This window comes from Klebsiella ornithinolytica (genome assembly GCF_030505655.1).
Lineage (GTDB): Bacteria > Pseudomonadota > Gammaproteobacteria > Enterobacterales > Enterobacteriaceae > Klebsiella > Klebsiella ornithinolytica.
This window is the reverse complement of record NZ_CP130153.1, coordinates 1828021-1850481: the sequence shown is the minus strand read 5'-3', so window position 1 is coordinate 1850481 and position 22461 is coordinate 1828021. Positions and strand designations below refer to the sequence as shown.

At 57.5% G+C, this 22461-nt stretch carries 11 protein-coding genes and 2 tRNA genes; 10 read left to right on the top strand and 3 right to left on the bottom strand.

Going from position 1 to position 22461, the window contains the following annotated elements; translation table 11 throughout:
- The first annotated feature begins 21 nt into the window (after nt 1-21).
- The 9 genes from irp1 (at nt 22) to Q1L34_RS08570 (ending at nt 20192) form a co-directional block, all read left to right on the top strand.
- Complete coding sequence (gene irp1, locus Q1L34_RS08610; protein WP_327204459.1) at nt 22-9513, top strand: yersiniabactin polyketide synthase HMWP1; 9492 nt, start codon at nt 22-24, stop codon at nt 9511-9513.
- Nucleotides 9510-10607, top strand: a complete 1098-nt coding sequence (gene ybtU, locus Q1L34_RS08605) for a yersiniabactin biosynthesis oxidoreductase YbtU (protein ID WP_015583971.1) — start codon at nt 9510-9512, stop codon at nt 10605-10607. The genes irp1 and ybtU overlap by 4 nt, the downstream gene beginning before the upstream one ends.
- A complete protein-coding gene (ybtT, locus tag Q1L34_RS08600) occupies nt 10604-11407 on the top strand; it encodes a yersiniabactin biosynthesis thioesterase YbtT (RefSeq protein ID WP_032724263.1) in 804 nt (267 codons plus the stop codon). Before ybtU ends, ybtT begins: the two co-directional genes overlap by 4 nt.
- Before the next feature lie 3 nt (nt 11408-11410).
- Entirely contained in the window at nt 11411-12988 is a 1578-nt protein-coding gene (ybtE, locus tag Q1L34_RS08595) for a yersiniabactin biosynthesis salycil-AMP ligase YbtE (RefSeq protein ID WP_327204458.1), read from the top strand.
- A gap of 129 nt (nt 12989-13117) precedes the next feature.
- Nucleotides 13118-15139 (top strand): TonB-dependent receptor, encoded by a 2022-nt coding sequence (locus Q1L34_RS08590; protein WP_327204457.1) that lies wholly within the window; start codon nt 13118-13120, stop codon nt 15137-15139.
- A gap of 1162 nt (nt 15140-16301) precedes the next feature.
- Nucleotides 16302-17234: a nucleoside recognition domain-containing protein gene (locus tag Q1L34_RS08585; protein WP_015583967.1), complete on the top strand. Its 933-nt coding sequence runs from the start codon at nt 16302-16304 to the stop codon at nt 17232-17234.
- 105 nt (nt 17235-17339) lie between these two features.
- Nucleotides 17340-17594 carry a histidine kinase gene (locus tag Q1L34_RS08580; RefSeq protein WP_004864420.1) on the top strand — a complete coding sequence of 85 codons (255 nt, stop codon included), beginning with the start codon at nt 17340-17342 and terminating at the stop codon, nt 17592-17594.
- A gap of 134 nt (nt 17595-17728) precedes the next feature.
- Entirely contained in the window at nt 17729-19183 is a 1455-nt protein-coding gene (locus Q1L34_RS08575) for an AMP nucleosidase (RefSeq protein WP_004864423.1), read from the top strand.
- A gap of 199 nt (nt 19184-19382) precedes the next feature.
- Complete coding sequence (locus Q1L34_RS08570; RefSeq protein ID WP_327204456.1) at nt 19383-20192, top strand: HAD-IIB family hydrolase; 810 nt, start codon at nt 19383-19385, stop codon at nt 20190-20192.
- A 307-nt stretch (nt 20193-20499) separates the two neighbouring features.
- Here Q1L34_RS08570 and Q1L34_RS08565 read toward each other — a convergent pair.
- The 3 genes from Q1L34_RS08565 to Q1L34_RS28415 form a co-directional block, all read right to left on the bottom strand.
- Nucleotides 20500-20575, bottom strand: a tRNA-Asn gene (locus tag Q1L34_RS08565).
- Nucleotides 20576-20701: 126 nt separating this feature from the next.
- Nucleotides 20702-22138 carry an EmmdR/YeeO family multidrug/toxin efflux MATE transporter gene (locus Q1L34_RS08560; protein WP_064359032.1) on the bottom strand — a complete coding sequence of 479 codons (1437 nt, stop codon included), beginning with the start codon at nt 22136-22138 and terminating at the stop codon, nt 20702-20704.
- An 8-nt stretch (nt 22139-22146) separates the two neighbouring features.
- Nucleotides 22147-22326 (bottom strand): DUF5951 family protein, encoded by a 180-nt coding sequence (locus Q1L34_RS28415; protein ID WP_219173556.1) that lies wholly within the window; start codon nt 22324-22326, stop codon nt 22147-22149.
- A gap of 6 nt (nt 22327-22332) precedes the next feature.
- Between Q1L34_RS28415 and Q1L34_RS08555 the strand changes: the two genes are divergently transcribed.
- A tRNA-Asn gene (locus tag Q1L34_RS08555) sits at nt 22333-22408 on the top strand.
- Nucleotides 22409-22461 lie beyond the last annotated feature (53 nt).

The following is a 22461-nucleotide window of genomic DNA, read 5'->3' as shown; positions in this document are numbered from 1 at the left end:
TCTTAGGAAACGGGACCGATTATGGATAACTTGCGCTTCTCTTCTGCGCCGACAGCAGATTCCATTGATGCATCGATCGCTCAACACTTCCCGGACTGCGAACCTGTCGCGGTTATCGGCTATGCCTGCCATTTTCCTGAATCGCCGGATGGTGAAACGTTCTGGAAAAACCTGCTGGAAGGTCGTGAATGCAGCCGACGCTTTGCGCGCGAAGAGCTTCTGGCCGTCGGTCTGGAAGCCGCCACCGTTGACGATCCTCATTACGTCAATATCGGTACGGTTTTAGAAAATGCCGATTGCTTCGACGCCACTCTGTTTGGCTATTCACGACAGGAAGCGGAATCGATGGACCCGCAGCAGCGCCTGTTTTTACAGGCGGTCTGGCATGCGCTGGAGCATGCCGGTTATGCCCCCGGCGCCGTCCCGCATAAGACCGGCGTTTTCGCCTCTTCCCGGATGAGTACCTATCCCGGTCGTGAGGCGCTGAACGTGACTGAGGTCGCGCAGGTAAAGGGCCTGCAATCTCTGATGGGCAATGACAAGGACTATATTGCCACCCGCGCCGCCTACAAACTCAATTTGCACGGTCCGGCACTCTCAGTACAGACCGCCTGCTCCAGTTCGCTGGTTGCCGTGCATCTGGCTTGCGAAAGCCTGCGCGCAGGTGAATCCGATATGGCGGTTGCCGGCGGCGTGGCGCTCTCTTTCCCCCAGCAGGCGGGCTACCGCTACCAGCCCGGGATGATTTTTTCTCCCGATGGTCACTGTCGTCCTTTTGACGCCTCAGCGGAAGGTACCTGGGCCGGTAACGGTCTGGGTTGCGTGGTTTTGCGTCGCCTGAGAGATGCGCTGCTGTCAGGCGATCCGATTATCTCGGTGATCCTCTCCAGCGCGGTCAACAACGACGGCAACAGAAAGGTCGGTTATACCGCCCCTTCCGTCGCAGGACAGCAGGCGGTCATCGAAGAGGCGTTAATGCTGGCGGCCATCGACGACAGGCAGATCGGTTACATTGAAACGCACGGCACCGGCACACCGCTGGGCGACGCGATTGAAATTGAAGCGCTACGCAACGTCTACGCGCCACGTCCGCAGGAGCAACGCTGTGCGCTGGGTTCCGTGAAAAGTAACATGGGCCACCTGGATACCGCAGCGGGTATTGCCGGATTGCTGAAAACCGTTCTGGCGGTAAGCCGCGGCCAAATTCCGCCAATGCTGCATTTTCACTCGCCCAACCCGGCGCTTAAGCTTGAAGAGAGCCCTTTTACCATACCGGTGTCGGCACAGGCGTGGCAGGACGAAATACGCTATGCGGGCGTCTCCTCCTTTGGTATTGGTGGCACCAACTGCCATATGATCGTCGCCTCGCTGCCCGATGCGCTCAAAACGCGCCTCCCCAATGCCGATGGCGACAGAGAGAGCACCGCGCTACTACTCAGCGCCGCCAGCGACAGCGCGCTGCGGCAACTGGCGACCAATTATGCCGGGGCGCTGGCGCAGAATGCAGATGCCAACAATCTGGCCTTTACGGCCATGCACGCGCGCCGTCTCGATCTTCCCTTCCGCCTGGCGGTGCCATTAAACCGTGAAACCGCCGCTGCGCTCAGTGCCTGGGCTACTGATAAATCGGGGCCGCCTGTTTACAGCGGCCACGGCGCCAGCGGCAAGCAGACATGGCTGTTTACCGGGCAGGGTTCGCACTGGCGCACGATGGGCCAGGCAATGTACCGACATTCGACGGCGTTTGCCGACACGCTGGATCGCTGTTTTTCCGCCTGTAGCGAAATGCTCACGCCATCACTGCGGGAAGCGATGTTTAACCCCGACTCGACGCAGCTGGACAATATGGCCTGGGCCCAGCCGGCGATTGTCGCGTTTGAAATCGCAATGGCGGCGCACTGGCGCGCTGAAGGGCTAAAACCAGACTTCGCTATGGGTCATTCCGTCGGTGAATTTGCCGCTGCCGTCGTCTGCGGACACTATACGATTGAACAGGTCATGCCACTGGTTTGTCGGCGCGGCGCGCTCATGCAGCAGTGCGCGAGCGGCGCCATGGTGGCAGTATTTGCAAACGAAGACACGCTAATGCCGCTGGCCCGCCGCTTTGAGCTGGATCTCGCCGCCAACAATGGCACGCAACATACGGTATTTTCCGGGCCGGAGGCCCGTCTCGCGGAATTTTGCGCCGCACTTTCTCAGCATGACATCAACTATCGTCGTCTGAGCGTAACCGGCGCCGCGCACTCCGCTTTACTGGAACCCATACTCGACCGCTTTCAGGAAGCCTGCGCGGGGCTGCACGCTGAGCCGGGACAAATACCGCTTATCTCCACGCTCATCGCCGACGTCATCGATGAGTCAACGCTCAATCAGGCGGACTACTGGCGCCGACACATGCGCCAGCCGGTACGTTTTATCCAGAGTATTCAGGTGGCGCATGAACTCGGCGCCCGCATTTTTCTTGAGACAGGGCCTGATGCTCAGCTGGTTGCTTGCGGGCAGCGCGAATATCGCGATAACGCATACTGGATAGCCAGCGCCCGACGTAGCAAAGAGGCGAGCGATGTCCTCAATCAGGCCCTGCTCCAGCTTTACGCGGCCGGCGTCGCCTTACCGTGGGCCGACCTGCTGGCGGGCGATGGACAACGTATCGCTGCCCCCTGCTATCCGTTTGATACCGAGCGTTACTGGAAAGATCGCGCCTCCCGCGCCAACGAGCCTGCCGACGCAGCGCTGTCCGCCGGGCTGGCGGTGGCGAGTCGCGCCGCGACAGCGCTCGATCTCCCCCGTCTGGAAGCGCTTAAACAGTGCGCCACGCGACTGCACGCCATCTATGTCGATCGGCTGGTTCAACGCTGTACCGGCGATGCCATTGAGCACGGCGTGGACGCCATAACCATCATGCGCCGTGGCCGTCTGCTGCCCCGCTACCAGCAGCTGCTCCAGCGCCTGCTCAATAACTGCGTGGTCGACGGCGATTACCGCTGCGCCGACGGACGTTACACCCGCGCCCGTCCCATAGATCATCAACAGCGGGAATCACTGCTGACGGAACTTGCCAGTTATTGTGAAGGTTTTCAGGCCATTCCCGATACTATCGCCCGTGCCGGCGATCGGTTATATGAAATGATGAGCGGCGCGGAAGAACCGGTGGCGATTATCTTCCCGCAAAGCGCCTCCGACGGCGTGGAGGTGTTGTACCAGGAGTTCAGCTTTGGCCGCTATTTCAACCAAATCGCCGCTGGGGTATTACGCGGTATCCTCCAGACGCGTCAGCCCCGCCAGCCATTGCGCATTCTTGAAGTCGGCGGCGGAACCGGCGGGACCACCGCGTGGCTACTGCCGGAACTCAGAGGCGTTCCAGCGCTGGAGTACCATTTCACCGATATCTCCGCGCTGTTCACCCGCCGCGCGCAGCAGAAATTCGCCGACTATGAGTTTGTGCATTACAACGAGCTGGATCTCGAAAAAGAGGCCCAATCTCAGGGTTTCCAGGCGCAGTCTTACGATCTTATCGTGGCGGCGAACGTGATTCATGCCACGCGCCATATTGGCCACACGCTCGACAATCTGCGCCCCCTGCTCAAACCGGGCGGACGCCTGCTGATGCGCGAAATCACCCAGCCAATGCGTCTGTTTGATTTCGTTTTCGGTCCGCTGGTCCTCCCGCTACAGGATATCGGCGCCCGCGGAGGTGAGTTATTCCTCACCACCGATCAGTGGCAACAACAGTGTCGCCGGGCCGGATTCAGCAAAGTGGAGTGGCTACCGCAGGATGGCAGCCCAACCGCCGGGATGAGCGAACATATCATTCTTGCCACGCTGCCCGGTCAGGCGGTTTGTGCAACATCAGGCGGCGCGCCATCAGACCCGGTGTTGGGACAGGCGTTGACGGATAGCGCTGACTACCTCGCCGACTGGTCTGATTGTGCTGGTCAGCCTGAGCGGTTTAACGCCCGCTGGCAGGAGGCCTGGCGCCTGCTTTCACAGCGTCATGGCGATGATTTTCCCGGGGAGCCGCCCCTCGTCACCGCCCCGGAATGGCTGGGGGACGTTCGTTTAAGCTGGCAAAACAACGCGTTTTCCCGCGGTCAGATGCGCGTTGAAGCCCGTCGTCCTGATGGCGAGTGGCTGCCGCTTTCGCCCGCCGCGCCTCTTCCTGCCCCGCAAACGCATTATCAATGGCGCTGGACGCCCTGCAACGTCGCCAGCGTTGACCATCCTCTTACCTTCAGCTTCAGCGCCAATACGCTTGCGCGCGGCGACAAGCTGGCGCAATACGGCATCATCCACGATCCGCAGGCCTCTTTGCTCCTGATGGTTATTGAGGAGAGCGAGGATACTCTGGCCTTAGCGGAGAAAGTGATGGAGGCACTTACCGCCAGCACAGCCGGTTTGATTGTGGTCACTCACCGCGCGTGGCGAATCGAGGAAAATGAGGCGCTTTCTGCCTCCCATCATGCTCTATGGGCCTTGCTTCGTGTCGCGGCCAACGAACAGCCAGAACGGTTGATTGCCGCCATCGATCTCGCCGAAAACACCCCGGGAGAAACGCTGCATCGAGGGTTGAGCGCCGTCTCCCTCTCTCAGCGCTGGCTCGCCGCGCGGGGTAACACCCTCAGGCTCCCTTCACTGGCGCCCAATACGGGATGCGCCGCCGAATTACCGGCAAACGTGTTTGCTGGCGATAACCGCTGGCATCTGGTAACGGGAGCGTTTGGCGGATTAGGCCGTCTTGCCGTGAACTGGCTCAGAGAAAAAGGGGCGCGACGCATCGCCCTGCTGGCGCCGCGCGTGGATGAATCATGGCTACGCGACATCGAGGGTGAGCAGACCCGCGTCTGCCGTTGTGATGTGGGCGATGCCGGACAACTGGCCACGGTTCTTGATGAACTGGCGGCCAACGGCGGCATTGCCGGGGCGATTCATGCCGCTGGCGTATTGGCTGATGCCCCCTTGCAGGAGCTTGATCACCCCCCGCTGGCCGCCGTTTTCGCGGTAAAAGCGCAGGCGGCAACCCAGCTATTGCAAACCCTGCGCAACCACGGCGGACGTTATCTTATTCTCTACTCCTCCGCTGCCGCCACCCTCGGCGCCTCGGGTCAAAGCGCCCATGCGCTGGCCTGCGGTTATCTCGACGGGCTGGCCCAACAGTTTTCCACCCTTGATGCGCCGAAAACGCTCTCTGTCGCCTGGGGCGCATGGGGGGAAAGCGGTCGGGCGGCCACGCCGGAAATGTTGGCGGCGCTCGCCAGCCGTGGCATGGGTGCGTTAAGCGATGCTGAAGGCTGCTGGCACCTGGAACAGGCGGTGATGCGCGGTACTCCGTGGCGGCTGGCGATGCGCGTTTTCATCGACAAAATGCCCCCGTTACAACAGGCTCTGTTTAACGTCGGTGCTGCCGGAAAAACCGCAACGCCCGTCATCCCTCCTGCTGATGACAACGCCTTTAACGGCAGCCTGAGCGATGAAACGGCGGTGATGGCATGGCTGAAAAAGCGGATTGCGGTTCAGCTACGACTAAACGATCCGGCGTCATTGCTCCCTAACCAGGATCTGTTGCAACTTGGCATGGACTCGCTGCTCTTCCTTGAACTCAGTAGCGATATTCAGCACTACCTGGGCGTACGCATCAATGCGGAACGGGCATGGCAGGATCTGTCGCCTCATGGCCTCGCGCAGCTTATCTGCGGTAAGCCCGAGGCGACGCCTGGCGCTTCGCAGCCGGAAGTATTGCGGCACGACGCCGGTGAGCGTTATATGCCCTTCCCGCTGACACCCATTCAGCACGCCTACTGGCTGGGGCGCACACATCTCATTGGCTATGGTGGCGTTGCCTGCCACGTCCTGTTTGAGTGGGATAAACGCCACGATGAGTTCGATCTCACCGTGCTGGAGAAAGCCTGGAACCAGCTCATTGCCCGTCACGATATGTTGCGCATGGTGGTGGATGCCGACGGGCAGCAGCGAATCCTGGCGACAACGCCGGAATATCGCATCGCCCGTGATGATCTGCGCACGCTTTCCCCGACAGAACAGCGCATAGCGCTGGAAAAACGGCGGCATGAACTTAGCTATCGCGTTTTGCCTGCCGACCAGTGGCCTCTCTTTGAGCTGGCGGTCAGCGAAATCGACGATTGCCACTACCGCCTGCACATGAACCTCGACCTTTTGCAGTTCGATGTGCAGAGTTTTAAAGTCATGATGGACGACCTGGCGCAGGCCTGGCGCGGTGAAACGCTGGCGCCGCTCGATATTACCTTCCGTGATTATGTGATGGCTGAACAGGCGCGTCGACAGACCCCGGCATGGCACGATGCCTGGGACTACTGGCAGGAAAAACTGCCGCAATTGCCCTTAGCGCCCGAGCTCCCGGTGGTTGAAACAGCCGCGGAAACGCCACGCTTCACCACCTTCAAATCGACGATCGGCAAGAAAGAATGGCAGGCAGTAAAACAGCGCTGGCAGCAGCAAGGCGTCACGCCGTCTGCCGCGCTGCTCACGCTGTTTGCCACCGCCCTTGAACGCTGGAGTCGCACCCCGGCCTTTACGCTAAACCTGACCTTCTTCAATCGCCAGCCGATCCATCCGCAAATCAACCAGTTGATTGGTGATTTTACCTCCGTCACGCTGGTCGATTTTAACTTCTCAACACCGGTGACGCTGCAGGAGCAAATGCAACAGACCCAACGGCGCCTCTGGCAAAACATGGCACACAGTGAAATGAACGGTGTTGAGGTGATCCGTGAGCTGGGTCGCCTGCGCGGGTCACAACGTCAACCGCTCATGCCGATAGTCTTTACCAGCATGCTGGGGATGACGCTGGAAGGGATGACTATCGATCGGGCAATGAGCCATCTGTTTGGCGAACCCTGCTATGTGTTCACCCAAACGCCGCAGGTCTGGCTGGATCATCAGGTCATGGAGAGCGACGACGAGTTGATGTTTAGCTGGTACTGCATGGACAACGTACTGGAGCCAGGCGCTGCTGAAGCGATGTTCAATGACTACTGCGCCATTCTGCAGGCCGTCATGACCAGCCCTGAAAGCCTGAAGACTAGCACCAGTGGCATCGCCGGGCATATTCCCCGCCGACGCTGGCCGCTGAGCGCGCAGGCCGACTACGATCTGCGGGATATTGAGCAGGCGACGCTCGAACATCCGCACATCCAACAGGCCAGGGCGGAAATAAGCGATACAGGCGCGTTAACGCTGGATATTGTGATGGCCGACGTTCCGCCGCGCTTAACCGCCGCTTCTGACGGGCACGATCTCGCCCGGCTGGCGCTGCCGTTGCCTGAGCAGGCGCAACTTGATGAGCTGGAGGCGACCTGGCGCTGGCTGGAAGCGCGTGCGCTGCAGGGTATTGCGGCTACGCTAAATCGCCACGGCCTGTTCACCACGCCGGAGATCGCTCATCGCTTTACCGGGATAGCAGAGGCGCTGTCCGCGCAAGCGTCTCACCAGCGCCTGCTGCGCCAATGGCTACAGTGTCTGACGGAAAGAGAATGGTTAATCCGCGGAGGTGAAAGCTGGCGCTGCCGTATTCCGCTCAGCGAGATTCCTGAACCTCAGCAGGCATGCCCGCAAAGCCAATGGAGCCAGGCGCTGGCGCAGTATCTGGACACCTGCATCGCCCGGCACGACGATCTCTTCTCCGGACGCTGTTCTCCGCTGGAATTGCTGTTCAACGAGTCGCTGCGCGTCACTGACGCACTGTATCGGGACAACCCTGCCAGCGCCTGTCTGAATCGCTACACCGCGCAGATTGCCGCCTTGTGCGGCGCAGAACGGATTCTGGAGGTTGGCGCCGGAACCGCGGCCACTGCCGCACCGGTGCTGGAAGCCACGCGGAACACGCGGCAGTCATACCACTTTACCGACGTCTCTGCGCAATTCCTCAACGATGCCAGAGGCCGTTTCCACGATCAATCACGCGTCACTTACGCATTGTTCGATATCAACCAGCCGCTGGATTTCAGCGCCCACCCGGAGGCGGGTTACGACCTGATCATTGCCGTCAACGTACTCCACGACGCCAGCCATGTCGTCCAGACGTTGCGCCGATTAAAACTGTTGCTGAACGCCGGCGGACGCTTGCTGATCGTTGAGGCGACGGAGCGAAACAGTGTATTCCAGCTGGCGAGCGTGGGCTTTATTGAGGGATTAAGCGGATACCGCGATTTCCGCCGCCGGGATGAGAAGCCGATGCTCACCCTTTCGGCGTGGCAGGAGGTTCTTGTTCAGGCCGGGTTTGCCAACGAGCTGGCGTGGCCCGCGCAGGAGTCGTCACCGCTGCGCCAGCATCTGCTGGTGGCCCGTTCACCCGGTGTAAATCGCCCGGACAAAGAAGCCGTGCGCCGCGATTTACAGCAGCGTTTCGGCAGCGGTCTGCCCGTTTTACAGATCCGGCAAAGAGAAACGCTGTTTGCGCCGCTGCATGCTCCATCTGATGCGCTGGTTGAACCTGCTGAACCCATGCCAGCTGCCGGGGGGAACCCGGCGCTGGAAAAACAGGTGGCTGAACTCTGGCAATCGCTGCTGTCTCGCCCTGTGGCAAGACATCACGACTTTTTCGAGTCGGGAGGCGACAGTCTGATGGCGACAAGGATGGTGGCGCAGTTGAACCAAAGAGGGATTGCGAGGGCCAACCTTCAGGATCTGTTCACCCATTCAACGCTGAGCGACTTCTGCGCCCACCTGCAGGCCTGTTCGGCGGGAGAGGACAACCCGATCCCCATTTGCCAGGGCGATGGCGACGAAACCCTGTTCGTCTTCCACGCCTCGGACGGCGATGTCAGCGCCTGGCTCCCGCTCGCCAGTACGCTGAATATGCGCGTTTTCGGCCTGCAGGCAAAATCACCGCAGCGCTTTGCAACGCTTGACCAGATGATCGACGAATATGTCGAGTGCATCCGCCGCCAGCAGCCTCACGGCCCGTACGTGCTGGCGGGTTGGTCGTACGGCGCTTTTCTTGCGGCGGGCGCCGCACAGCGCCTGTACGCCAGGGGCGAGCCGGTTCGGATCGCGTTAATCGATCCCGTGTGTCGACAGGATTTCTGTTGCCAAAACCGGACAGCCCTGCTGCGCCTGTTAGCTGCAGGACAAACGCCTCTGGCGCTGGCGGAACATTTCGACCAACAGGCGCCCGACAGCCAGCTGGCCGACTTTATCAGCCTCGCTAAAACGGCCGGTATGGTGTCGCCAAACCTGACGCAGCAAGCGGCAGAAGCGTGGCTCGACAACATCGCGCATCTGCTGCGTTTGCTGGTTGAGCATACGCCAGGCGAAAGCGTTCCGATCCCCTGTCTCATGGTCTATGCCGCCGGGAGACCCGCGCGCTGGACGCCGGCAGAAACCGAATGGCAGGACTGGATAAACAACGCTGACGACTATGTGATTGAAGCCAGCCACTGGCAAATCATGCTGGAGCCTCCCCACGTTCAGGCCTGCGCACGACACATTAAGCGCTGGCTTGGCGCCACCTCAACGCAACCGGAGAACACGTTATGATGCAGTCTGCCATCCCAAAACAACGCGTACTGATTGTGGGCGCCAAATTTGGCGAAATGTACCTTAATGCCTTTATGCGGCCCGGGAAAGGGCTGGAACTGGTTGGCCTGCTGGCCCAGGGAAGCGCGCGATCGAGGGAGCTGGCTCATGCCTTTGGTATTCCGCTGTATACCTCGCCGGAGCAGATAACCGAGATGCCGGATATTGCCTGTATTGTCGTGCGTTCGACCGTCGCCGGTGGCACCGGTACGCAGCTTGCCAGACACTTTCTGACGCGCGGTGTGCACGTCATTCAGGAGCATCCCCTCCATCCGGATGACATCAGTTCATTACAAACGCTGGCGCAGGAACAGGGCTGCTGCTATTGGGTCAACACGTTTTATCCGCATACGCCTGCAGGACGCACATGGCTTAGCGATGCGCAGCAGCTGCGGCGCTGCCTGGCGAAGGCGCCGCCGGTAGTCCACGCCACCACCAGCCGACAGTTGCTCTACTCGACCCTGGATTTGTTGCTGCTGGCGCTGGGCGTGGATGCCGCCACCGTAGAGTGCGACGTGGTCGGCAGCTTTAATGATTTTCACTGCCTGAAACTCCGCTGGCCGGAAGGAGAAGCCTGCCTGCTGCTTCAGCGCTATCTCGACCCTGAGGATCCGGATATGCATAGTCTTATTATGCACCGCCTGCTGTTGGGCTGGCCGGAAGGCCACCTTTCGCTGGAGGCGAGCTACGGCCCCGTCATCTGGTCATCCAGCCTGTTTGTCGCAGACCATCAGGAGAACGCCCACAGCCTCTATCGCAGGCCGGAGATCCTGCGCGACCCACCCGGTCTGACGCGCAGCGTAGCCCCTCTGAACTGGCGTGACTGTTGCGAAAGCGCCGGGCCGGAGGGCGTCAGTTGGCTGCTGCAACAGCTGTGCGGCCATCTGGCGGGCGAACATCCGCCAGCGGCCTGCCACAGTGCTCATCAGATAGCGCTATCCCGTTTATGGCAGCAGATATTACGTAAGGCTGGCAGCGCAGAGATCAGACGCCTTACGCCGCCGCACCACGACCGCTTAGTCGGTTTCTACACCGATGATAAGGAGGCGCTGTGATGCAATCTACAATGTGTATCCCGCTGTGGCCCGCCCGGGGCGCCAATACTGCGCATCTGGTCATGTGCCCTTTCGCTGGTGGCAGCAGTAGCGCGTTTCGCCACTGGCGAGATGCTCAAATGGCGAACTGCGCGCTTTCCCTGGTGATCTGGCCGGGGCGCGATCGCCTTCGCCATCTGGCGCCGGTCAGAAGCATTACGCAACTGGCGGAGCTGCTGGCCAACGAACTGGAAGAGACGCTATCGCCTGATACACCGCTTTTACTCGCCGGGCACAGCATGGGCGCTCAGGTGGCGTTTGAAACCTGCCGACTTCTGGAACAGCGGGGGCATGCGCCGCAAGGACTGATTATTTCCGGGTGCCATGCCCCGCATCTGCGTTCTGAACGCCAGCTCAGTCACCGCGATGATGCCGACTTTATCGCTGAGCTGATAGACATTGGCGGATGTTCTCCTGAACTGCGGCAAAACAAGGAGTTAATGTCGCTGTTTCTTCCTCTCCTGCGCGCTGACTTTTACGCCACCGAGAGCTATCACTACGACTCGCCCGATGTCTGTCCCCCCTTGCGCACTCCCGCGCTGCTATTGTGCGGCAGCCACGATCGCGAAGCCTCCTGGCAACAGGTCGATGCCTGGCATCAGTGGCTGCGCCACGTTACAGGCCCGGTCGTGATTGACGGCGACCATTTCTATCCCCTTCAACAATCCCGGTCTTTTTTTACGCAGATTGTCCGCCATTTTCCCCACGCATTTTCTGCGATGACCGCTTTGCAAAAACGGCCCAGCATTTTAGAAAGGTGATGTATGCATTCTTCTTTTGAATCTCTGATTAAACCGTATCCCTTCCCCATTGCCGAGCAGTTGCGCCACTGGGCGGTCCGCTATGCCTCGCGAATTGCCGTCGTTGATGCACAGGGTTCACTTACCTACAGCGCGCTTGATGCACGGGTCGACGAACTTGCCGCAGGTCTGTCCTCACTGGGTTTGCACCCGGGGGAGCAGGTGATTGTGCAGCTTCCTAACGGCAACGCGTTTGTGATCCTGCTGTTTGCCTTGTTAAGACTGGGCGTTATCCCGGTTCTGGCGATGCCCTCCCAACGGGCGCTGGATATCGACGCGCTGATGGCGCTGGCGCAACCCGTCGCTTACGTTATTCACGGGGAAAACCACGCAGAGCTGGCCCGCCAGATGGCGCATAAACACGCCTGCTTACGTCATGTTCTGGTTATAGAAGAGCGCGCAGGCGACGATTTTACGCCTCTCTTCTCGCTGCGCGGTGAACGGCAGGAGTGGCCGCAGCCTGATGTTTCCGCCACCGCGCTGCTGCTGCTCTCAGGCGGCACAACCGGGACGCCAAAGCTTATCCCGCGCCGGCATGCCGACTATAGCTATAACTTCAGCGCGTCTGCCGAACTGTGCGGCATCAGTCAACAGAGCGTGTATCTCGCCGTCCTCCCCGTGGCGCATAACTTTCCGCTAGCCTGCCCCGGCATTCTGGGAACGCTGGCCTGCGGCGGAAAAGTGGTGCTGACCGACAGCCCCAGTTGCGATGAGGTGATGCCCTTAATCGCTAATGAAGGAGTCACCCACGTTGCTCTGGTTCCGGCGTTGGCGCAATTGTGGATCCAGGCCAGAGAGTGGGAAGAGAGCGATCTCTCCTCTCTGCGCGTCATTCAGGTGGGCGGCGCCCGGCTCGACCCGACGCTTGCTGAGCAGGTTATCGCCACCTTTGACTGCACCTTGCAACAGGTCTTCGGTATGGCGGAAGGGCTGCTCTGTTTTACCCGGCTGGACGATCCGCGAACCACCGTTCTCCACAGCCAGGGACGTCCGTTGTCTCCCGAGGATCAAATCCGAATCGTTGATGAAAACGAGAACGACGTCGCCCCGGGCGAGATCGGGCAGTTGTTAACACGCGGCCCTTACACCATTTCGGGCTATTACCGCGCTCCTGCTCACAACGCGCACGCCTTTAATGCGCAGGGGTTTTACCGCACTGGTGACAATGTCAGGCTGGATGAGGCGGGAAACCTGTGCGTTGAGGGGCGCCTAAAAGAGCAGATCAATCGTGCCGGAGAAAAAATCGCCGCGGCGGAAGTCGAATCGGCATTGATGCGTTTAGAAGAGGTGAAGGATTGCGCCGTGGTCGCCGCGCCGGACACGCTACTTGGCGAGCGGATTTGCGCATTTATCATCGCGCAACAAACACCATCTGACTATCAGCAGCTACGTCAACAGTTGACCAGTATGGGGCTCAGCGCGTGGAAAATCCCTGACCAAATCGAGTTCCTGAACCACTGGCCGCTCACTGCCGTCGGCAAGATAGACAAAAAGCGCCTGACGGCTCTCGCCATCGACCGCTATCACCCTTCTGCCCAATAAGCGTAACCCTACCCGAAACAGGTTGAAATAAACCCGTTTCGGGTAGCAGCGCAATTAGAAATGGTTATCATTTTCAACTCAATATTGTCGGTATTTTGGCGCTTCGCCGTTTTACAGGGACTCATAACAATGAAAATGACACGGTTTTATCCTCTGGTTCTGGGAGGTTTTTTGCTTCCTGCCATTGCCCATGCCCAAACTTCCCAGCCGGACGAAAGCACGATGGTGGTAACCGCCAGTAAACAATCTTCTCGTTCGGCCTCAGCCAACAATGTCTCTTCTATCGTTGTCAGCGCGCCGGAGTTAAGCGACGCCGGCGTGACCGCCAGCGACAAACTCCCCAGAGTCTTGCCCGGGCTCAATATTGAAAATAGCGGCAACATGCTTTTTTCAACGATCTCGCTACGCGGCATCTCTTCAGCCCAGGACTTTTATAACCCTGCCGTCACCCTGTATGTCGATGGCGTCCCTCAGCTTTCCACTAACACCATCCAGGCGCTAACCGATGTGCAAAGCGTAGAGTTGCTGCGTGGCCCGCAGGGAACGTTATACGGCAAAAGCGCTCAGGGCGGGATTATCAACATCGTCACCCAGCAGCCGGACAGCACGCTTCGCGGCTATATTGAAGGTGGCGTCAGCAGTCGCGACAGTTATCGTAGCAAATTCAACCTGAGCGGCCCCATTGAGGATGGCCTGCTGTACGGTAGCGTCACTCTGTTACGCCAGGTTGATGATGGTGAGATGATTAACCCCGCGACGGGAAGCGATGATCTAGGCGGCACCCGCGCCAGCATAGGGAATGTGAAACTGCGTCTGGCGCCGGACGATCGGCCCTGGGAGATGGGTTTTTCCGCCTCACGCGAATGTACTCGCGCCACCCAGGATGCCTATGTGGCATGGAATGATATTAAGAGCCGTAAGCTGTCGCTCGGCGAGGGTTCACCAGACCCGTACATGCGGCGCTGCACTGATAGCCAGACCCTGAGCGCGAAGTACACCACCGCTGACTGGGTTTACAATCTGATCGGCGCCTGGCAGCAGCAGGATTATTCGCGAACCTTCCCTTCTGGCTCGTTAATCGTCAATATGCCCCAGCGCTGGAATCAGGATGTGCAGGAGCTGCGCGCCGCCACCCTCGGCGATACGCGTACTGTTGATATGGTGTTCGGGTTGTATCGGCAGAACACCCGCGAGAAGATAAATTCGACCTACGACATGCCGACAATGCCTTATTTAAGCAGCACCGGCTATACCAGCGCTGAAACTCTGGCCGCCTACGGTGACCTGACCTGGCATTTAAGCGATCGTTTTGATATCGGTGGCGGCGTTCGCTTCTCACATGATAAGGCCAGCACGCAATATCACGGCAGCGTGCTCGGTAGCCCATTTGGCGACCAGGGTAAGAGCAATGACGATCGGGTGCTCGGGCAACTCTCCGCAGGTTATATGCTGGCCGACGACTGGAGAGTGTATACCCGCGTAGCCCAGGGATATAAACCTTCCGGATATAATATTGTGCCTACGGCGGGTCTTGATGCCAAACCGTTCATGGCAGAGAAATCTATTAACTATGAGCTTGGCACTCGCTACGAAACCGCCGATGTTACGCTACAAGCCGCAGCGTTTTATACCCATACCAAAGACATGCAGCTCTACTCTGGTCCGGTCGGGATGCAAACTTTAAGCAATGCGGGGAAAGCCGACGCCACCGGCGTTGAGCTTGAAGCAAAATGGCGGTTCGCACCGGGCTGGTCATGGGATATCAATGGCAACGCGATCCGTTCCGAATTCACCAATGACAGTGAGCTGTATCGCGGTAACCGGGTGCCGTTCGTGCCGCGTTATGGCGCAGGAAGCAGCGTAAACGGCCTGATCGATACCCGCTATGGGGCGCTGATGCCCCGACTGGCGGTCAATCTTGTCGGGCCGCATTATTTCGATGGCGACAACCAGCTGCGGCAAGGCGCTTACGCCACTCTGGACAGCAGCCTGGGCTGGCAGGCGACTGAACGGATGAATATTTCCGTTTATGTCGATAACCTGTTCGATCGTCGTTACCGTACCTATGGCTATATGAACGGCAGCAGCGCCGTAGCGCAGGTCAATATGGGGCGCACCGTCGGTATCAATACGCGCATTGATTTCTTCTAAAAGTGTATAAAGGGGTGCTGTCACCGCACCCCTCTCACAACTGAATTGGTATTGTGATCATCACAGACTAAAAACCTTATTTACCCATCCTCGGGAAGCCGCGGAAATTTAAACCTCTCGTAGAACAACCCGTACCTGGATGCCCAAATTACCTCTCACCGCAATATCTGCAATATTTCCCGAAGTAAAAAGTCACCTCTCCGGTTAACTTATTTAGCGTTCTGACCAGTTAAAAATTCAGTATTCTGTCCGGTGCATCCGGTTGCACCGTTCGATAAAGGTATTCGGTGCTGTCCGACCGGGTTTGATAAATACCAACATGGCACCATCCCTTTCAACCTGTTGCGTCAGGGCCAGCACCGGGTCATATTCCATCCGCAGTTTCAGCGGATAGCCACGTTCCTCTCTAGTCCTCTGCCCCCGCTGCGCCGGGGTCTTCAGATAGATTTCTATCACGAAGGCCTCGCGGTTAAAGCCACCCACTATATTGAAGGCATGAAATCATTTACTCACATGAAATATGACCTACTTCAGCCGAAATAATTTGCGCCCCTTCGCCCGAGGTTGAAATCAACCTTATCTACAATTTAAAAGACAAAAGAAAAAAACTGGTGGGCATTATGGTGGTCTTGACAGAAACAGCGGTCAGTTTTAGCTCATTTATTAGCCAGCCTTTAGTAAAGGCGGTTCCAGTCACCGGGGCCATATTTAACAAGGTTGCTTAAAGAAACTTAAGCGGCCTTTTTACTTTCTCTCACTACGCCAGTTCCCTACTCTTTGGTTCTGCGAACGATTCAGATCGTGAGTGCCACAGCCTTCCATCTGATTCGGAAAGACCTCGCCGCGTAATAGCCTCATTACCTCCCCGGCCTTTACATACTCACTATTTCCAGTTTATCACCGTAGCGCTTAACATCTTTGATTCGCGAACTCCCCCCGGTGTTAACACAGGGAATGAAAAAATATCTCACCAACAGCCCTCCTCATTCAAAACCGAAACACGACATATAAACCGCAAGCCGTCATATTATGAAGTCATATCGTTAGCTTATTCTTTCATTTCATTGCTGGACGGCTGATAACGGGTAGCCGTATCATTTCCGTCTGACGAGGATTATGATGATGACCATTATCATTTCGCTATTCGATGATTGAGAGTTAAATGGATCTTATCGGCATTATTATGTCGGCGGGAAAATCTTCCGTTGATGTCGCGCTTTATACGCTATTGCCCATTATGGTCGTCATGCTGATGATCATGAAATATCTGGAAGTCCGCGGAGTCCTGGACGTTATCGTCCGCTGGGTCGCGCCGCTGCTCAAACCTTTTGGCCTTGGCGGGATGAGCGCCTTCGCGTTGATTCAGATTAACTTCGTGAGTTTCGCCGCCCCGTTGGCGACGCTGGCCATTATGGATAAGCGTGGCGTCTCAGATCGCCAGATGGCCGCCACGCTCGCTATGGTCTTTGCCATGGGCCAGGGCAACGTCTTTTACCCTCTCACTCCTTTCGGACTGCACTGGATGGCCTCGATTTGCATTTCGATTATCGGCGGTCTGTGTGCGGGGGCGGTCACCTGGCACGTCATCGGGCGCCGTCTGTCAGTGATGGAGAATGCCCGGGCGGAGGCGCTACCCAACGCCGAACAAAACAGCCAGGGGGTGATTGCGGTCATTAACAATGCGGGATCAGATGCCATTCGTCTTGCGCTCGGCGCGGTGCCGATGCTGATCCTGTCATTAACCATCGTCGGGGTGATGCAAGCGGCCGGCATCATCGGCATGCTTCAGCATCTGCTGATGCCGCTGCTGCAGTGGCTGCATATTCCAGTCAACTTTGTCCTTCCTGCGCTGGTCAAATGTATCGCAGGCGGTACCGCCTATTTTGGCGTGGTCTCTGAACTGCTGCAGCAAGGCAAAGTCACCGTCAGCCAACTCAACGCCTCAGCCGGACTATTAATTCAGACCTTCGATCTGCCCGGCATTGGTATATTCCTTGGCGTGAGCTCGCGCTTTGTTCGACTGTTCCGCTTTGCCGCCCCTGGCGCGATCATTGGTATTCTTATTCGGACCATTATGCATGTGACGATATTCTGAATCTTTTCAGATTAAACGCATCCTAAACCATTAGGCTATTCTTATTGTAAGAAAAGAGGTAACGGGCAATTATCGCCAGGAATAGCGCAGATCAGGGAATGTCTTATGGAATGGCGGATAAAAAAAGTACAATCATCTAAGAACGCACAAGACTATTACGCAGTATTACAAAGCGCGCATTTATTGGTGATTGCCGAAATCACCACCCGGCAATGCGCTTTGCAGTGCGGGGATAAACTCACGCCGCTGGCAAATGCCCTGTATTGCCTCAATGACAATCCTGCTATGACATTAAAAGTGATAAAAGCCACGCACTTCAGCAGCGAACGTTGGGCGGAAATCACCCAGCCTGGGCAATAAATCAGCACCCGACCCTGCAGCAACAATATTTAATTCAATCACTTTCACCGTGGAACGGCTGAAATTCCCCTTCGCTCTTTTCCGTCTGTGACATACTATCAAGCATGTCAGCAGACCTGAAAAAAGGAGCGAAGATGAACCACAAGGCCGCCAGTCTGACCCCGGAACAAGCGCTGAATCAGCTTGAACTGCAGTATGAGCGTTCGGTCAATGCATTACGTAAAGCCATCGGCGAATATATCAACCACAGCGTTCTCCCGGATGACGACGATCGAGCTAACGGCTTGTTTGTCTATCCGCAGCTGTCCGTTTCGTGGGACGGCGCAGACCATAAAGCGCTAAAAACCCGGGCCTGGGGCCGCTTCACCCATGCCGGTTGCTACACCACCACCATTACCAATCCTAAGCTGTTTCGCGCCTATCTGCTGGAGCAGCTCACGTCGTTGTATCAGGATTACGGCGCGCATATCAGCGTCGGGCTATCGCAGCATGAAATCCCTTATCCGTATGTCATCGACGGCTCCGCCTTAACGCTCGATCGTTCGATGAGCGCGGGCCTGACCCGCCATTTCCCGACCACCGAGCTGTCGCAAATTGGCGATGAAACCGCAGACGGGCTGTTCCATCCCACCGAACACCACCCGCTTTCTCATTTTGACGCCCGCCGCGTCGATTTCTCTCTCGCGCGCCTGCGGCACTATACCGGGACACCGGTCGATCATTTTCAGCCGTACGTTCTGTTTACCAACTATACCCGTTATGTTGATGAGTTCGTGAGCTGGGGGTGCAGTCAGATTCTCGATCCTGACAGCCCTTATATCGCGCTTTCCTGCGCCGGCGGGATCTGGATAACCGCCGATACGGAAGCGCCGGAGCAGGCCATTTCCGATCTGGCGTGGAAAAAGCATCAGATGCCCGCCTGGCATCTGATCACCAAAGATGGCCAGGGTATTACGCTCATTAATATTGGCGTCGGCCCGGCGAACGCCAAGAACATCTGCGATCATCTGGCGGTGCTGCGCCCTGACGTCTGGCTGATGATTGGCCACTGCGGCGGTCTGCGTGAAAGCCAGACCATCGGCGACTACGTGCTGGCCCACGCCTACCTGCGTGATGACCACGTTCTGGATGCCGTGCTGCCGCCGGATATCCCGATTCCAAGCATTGCCGAAGTACAGCGCGCGCTGTACGACGCTACCAAGCAAATCAGCGGTATGCCTGGCGAAGAGGTTAAACAGCGGCTGCGTACCGGTACGGTGGTGACCACGGATGACCGCAACTGGGAGCTGCGCTATTCCGCCTCGGCGCTGCGTTTCAACCTCAGCCGTGCCGTGGCCATCGACATGGAGAGCGCCACCATCGCGGCCCAGGGCTACCGCTTCCGCGTCCCGTACGGCACATTGCTATGCGTCTCCGATAAACCGCTGCACGGCGAAATTAAGCTGCCGGGCCAGGCCAACCGCTTTTATGAAGGGGCAATCTCCGAGCATCTGCAGATAGGTATTAAAGCTATTGATCTGCTGCGCGCCGAGGGTGACCACATGCATTCGCGCAAGCTGCGTACCTTCAACGAACCGCCGTTCCGCTAACCTTTCACCCTCTTTATCCGACGCCATTACGGGTAAAAAGAAAGCGACAAAGCGGTCTCGCGACCGACCACCATCGGCCCGCCCACCGGCGGGCTTTCTCCCAGCGCCGGACTTCAGCCACGGTATAACTCATCGCCTTCCGTTATAACGCCTGCGACCCAAAGCGCGATAACATCGTTTCTTTATATTGGGAGTGGATATGCGACCGCTTGCGCTGGCATCACAGGGACTCTTCTCTTCGGTGCAATATGTTCTGACCGATATGGATGAAACGCTCACCTTTCGCGGACGGCTTTCCGCCGCCACCTATGCGGCGTTAGAGCGGCTGCAGTCTGCCGGTATCCGGGTGATACCCGTTACCGGCGCCCCGGCAGGATGGTGCGATCAGATGGTCAGAATGTGGCCTGTCGATGGCGTCATCGGCGAGAATGGCGGCTTTTTCTTTCAGCGTGCCGCCGATGGCCATGGGGTAAACCGCTATTTTTGGCATGCGGACAAGCAGGCCGACGTGCAGGAAAAATTCGCCGCGATTGCGCGGAAAATCACCGAACAATACCGGTGGGCAACCCTTGCGGCAGACCAGCCCTTCCGCCTGTCCGGCCTGGCCTTTGACCTGCCCGCTCATACCGCGCACACTGACACGCTGCGTGAGTCGTTGCACGAGGCCGGGTTAAAGACCACGGTGAATAATCTATGGGTGCTGGCCTGGTCCGGGGAATACGATAAGTTAATCATGAGCCGTCACGTCCTCAGGACCTTTTACCACCTGGATGAACGGGCCGGACTGGAGAGCGTCTTTTATAGCGGAGACTCTGAAAATGACGCCCCGATGTTTGCCGGATTCAGACATACCCTCGGTATGAGTACCCTACGCCATCACCTGGCGACCATCCCGGCGCTGCCTGCGTGGATAAGCGTGGGCCCCGGGGGAGACGGTTTTATCGAAGGGGTGGATAAAATACTGGAGCACAAAACAGCGCCGGCATCGCGGCTTAAGGCCGGGCTTTAATCCGCCGGTAGCCGTCAGCAGGCATAGAGAGAGTTGACCTTCCCGCCAGGCGGAAATCGTTTTATCCCGGGCGGTCGCTTTGGGGGCGGGTATCGGCACTCTCTTTTCACCGCCCGGCATCCGGAGCACATCTTGCGGGAACGGCGAAGTCAGTAGATGAAAGCGAATGCCTGACGGCGATAGCAGCGCCCCCCCTCAGGGCCCAGCAGTCGCGTGGGTAGGACGACGCGGGATTGTGGTCGGCTATCGGGGATAGCGTTGAAAGCAAAAAGCCCGCTTAAGTTTTCTTAAGCGGGCTTCTTAAATATGGCTCCTCTGACTGGACTCGAACCAGTGACATACGGATTAACAGTCCGCCGTTCTACCGACTGAACTACAGAGGAATCGTGTGAACGGGGCGAATATTAACGGCGCCGCCGGGCCTTGTCAAAGGCTGTTTTCACAATTTAAATCGTTTGCCGATTTATTCTCCACTTTGCGCAAAAAGTACCGTTACGCCCGAAAAATGGTTATGTTTCGTCCACTTGAATCTTGCTACGCGGATATTTCCATAGCCAGCGCCCGCTGACCATTCGACTATAGAACAGCACGCCGCGCACCGCCCAGTCGAGCACCATTCCCAGCCAGACGCCAATCACCCCCATTCCCAGCACAATGCCCAGGGTATAACCCGCCACGACACGGCAGCCCCACATTCCCAGCATCGATACCCACATGGTGTAGCGCACATCGCGCGCGCCTTTAAAGGCGCAGGGCAGGATCCACGAAGTCGCCCAGATAGGCATAAAGAAGGCGTTGAGCCACAGAAGCTCTTTAACCACTACTTTGACATCTTCTTCGCTGGTGTAGAAAGAGGCAATAAGATTGGCAAACGGCGCCGTCCCCCAGGCAATCACCGTCAGAACGATGGTGGATAACCAAAAAACATGCCACGCCTGGCGCTCTGCCTGTCCGATTTGCCCTTTCCCCAGCCGTTTACCGGTAATAATCGTCGAAGCGGAACCCAGCGCGTTCCCCGGCAGGTTAATCAACGCGGCGAAGGAAAAAGCAATAAAGTTGCCGGCGATAACGTTGGTCCCCATCCCCGCAACAAACATCTGCGTCAGCAGCTTGCCACCATTGAACAGGACCGACTCAATACTCGCCGGGATGCCAATGCCCATCACTTCCCAGATAATCGCCAGATTGAACGGCTGGAAGTAGCTCTTCAGCGAGATGCGCAGCGCCGGGTTAAAACCAATTGCCAGCACCCAGACTATCGCCACGGCGCCAATATAGCGGGCGATGGTCAGCCCGAGACCGGCGCCGACAAACCCCAGACCCGGCCAGGAAAAAATGCCGTAGATCAGGATGCTGCTGATAATGATGTTGAGGATGTTCATCCCGCCATTGATCAGCAGGGGAATTTTGGTATTCCCCGCCCCGCGCAGCGCTCCGCTGCCAATAAGAGCAATGGCCGCCGCCGGGTAGCTCAAGACCGTCAGCTCCAGATAGGTCAGCGCCATGGCCTTCACCTGCGCCGAGGCATCGCCGGCGACAAAATTAATGATCTCGCGGCCAAATGCATGGATCGCGACCGCCAGCAGAACCGAGAACAGCGTCATAATCGCCAGCGATTGTCTTGCCGCCGCTCTCGCCCGCCGCCGGTCGCGTTTGCCGAGGCTAAAGGCGACCACCACCGTGGTGCCGAGATCGATGGCGGCGAAGAACGACATAATCACCATATTAAAACTGTCGGCCAGCCCCACCCCGGCCATGGCCTCTTTTCCCAGCCAGCTGACGAGGAACGTACTCAGGACGCCCATCAGCAAAACGCAGGTGTTTTCGAGGAAAATCGGCACCGCAAGAGGGCTGATTTCACGCCAGTAAAGTACACGATAACTTTTACGCTTTTTGAACCAGGTGGTGCGTCCCAGGACCTGGCTTACTGCGGAGGTGACGTTCAAAGGAGACCTTAGTGAGAAAAGTTGAAACTACATTTCAAATAATGATAGAGAATGAGGGATCCTGCAAAACATTTTTCCTTATTAATTGTCGGTAATAGCAACAAATTGTTGATGGAAGCGGCAGTTGAACATTTACGGGCAAATTGATGTTTGACAAAATTTTTTTCGCCGCTAAGATACGACTCCACAACGATTCCTCTGTAGTTCAGTCGGTAGAACGGCGGACTGTTAATCCGTATGTCACTGGTTCGAGTCCAGTCAGAGGAGCCATACATAGAAAAGCCTGCTTTCGAGCAGGCTTTTTGCTTTTCTGCGCTCAGCGA

Bases quoted from the DNA above. Each gene is read 5' to 3' on its own strand.
- irp1 (WP_327204459.1), top strand. From the start codon at position 22: ATGGATAACTTGCGCTTCTCTTCTGCGCCGACAGCAGATTCCATTGAT.
- ybtU (WP_015583971.1), top strand. From the start codon at position 9,510: ATGATGCAGTCTGCCATCCCAAAACAACGCGTACTGATTGTGGGCGCC.
- ybtE (WP_327204458.1), top strand. From the start codon at position 11,411: ATGCATTCTTCTTTTGAATCTCTGATTAAACCGTATCCCTTCCCCATT.
- Q1L34_RS08590 (WP_327204457.1), top strand. From the start codon at position 13,118: ATGAAAATGACACGGTTTTATCCTCTGGTTCTGGGAGGTTTTTTGCTT.
- Q1L34_RS08585 (WP_015583967.1), top strand. From the start codon at position 16,302: ATGGATCTTATCGGCATTATTATGTCGGCGGGAAAATCTTCCGTTGAT.
- Q1L34_RS08580 (WP_004864420.1), top strand. From the start codon at position 17,340: ATGGAATGGCGGATAAAAAAAGTACAATCATCTAAGAACGCACAAGAC.
- Q1L34_RS08575 (WP_004864423.1), top strand. From the start codon at position 17,729: ATGAACCACAAGGCCGCCAGTCTGACCCCGGAACAAGCGCTGAATCAG.
- Q1L34_RS08570 (WP_327204456.1), top strand. From the start codon at position 19,383: ATGCGACCGCTTGCGCTGGCATCACAGGGACTCTTCTCTTCGGTGCAA.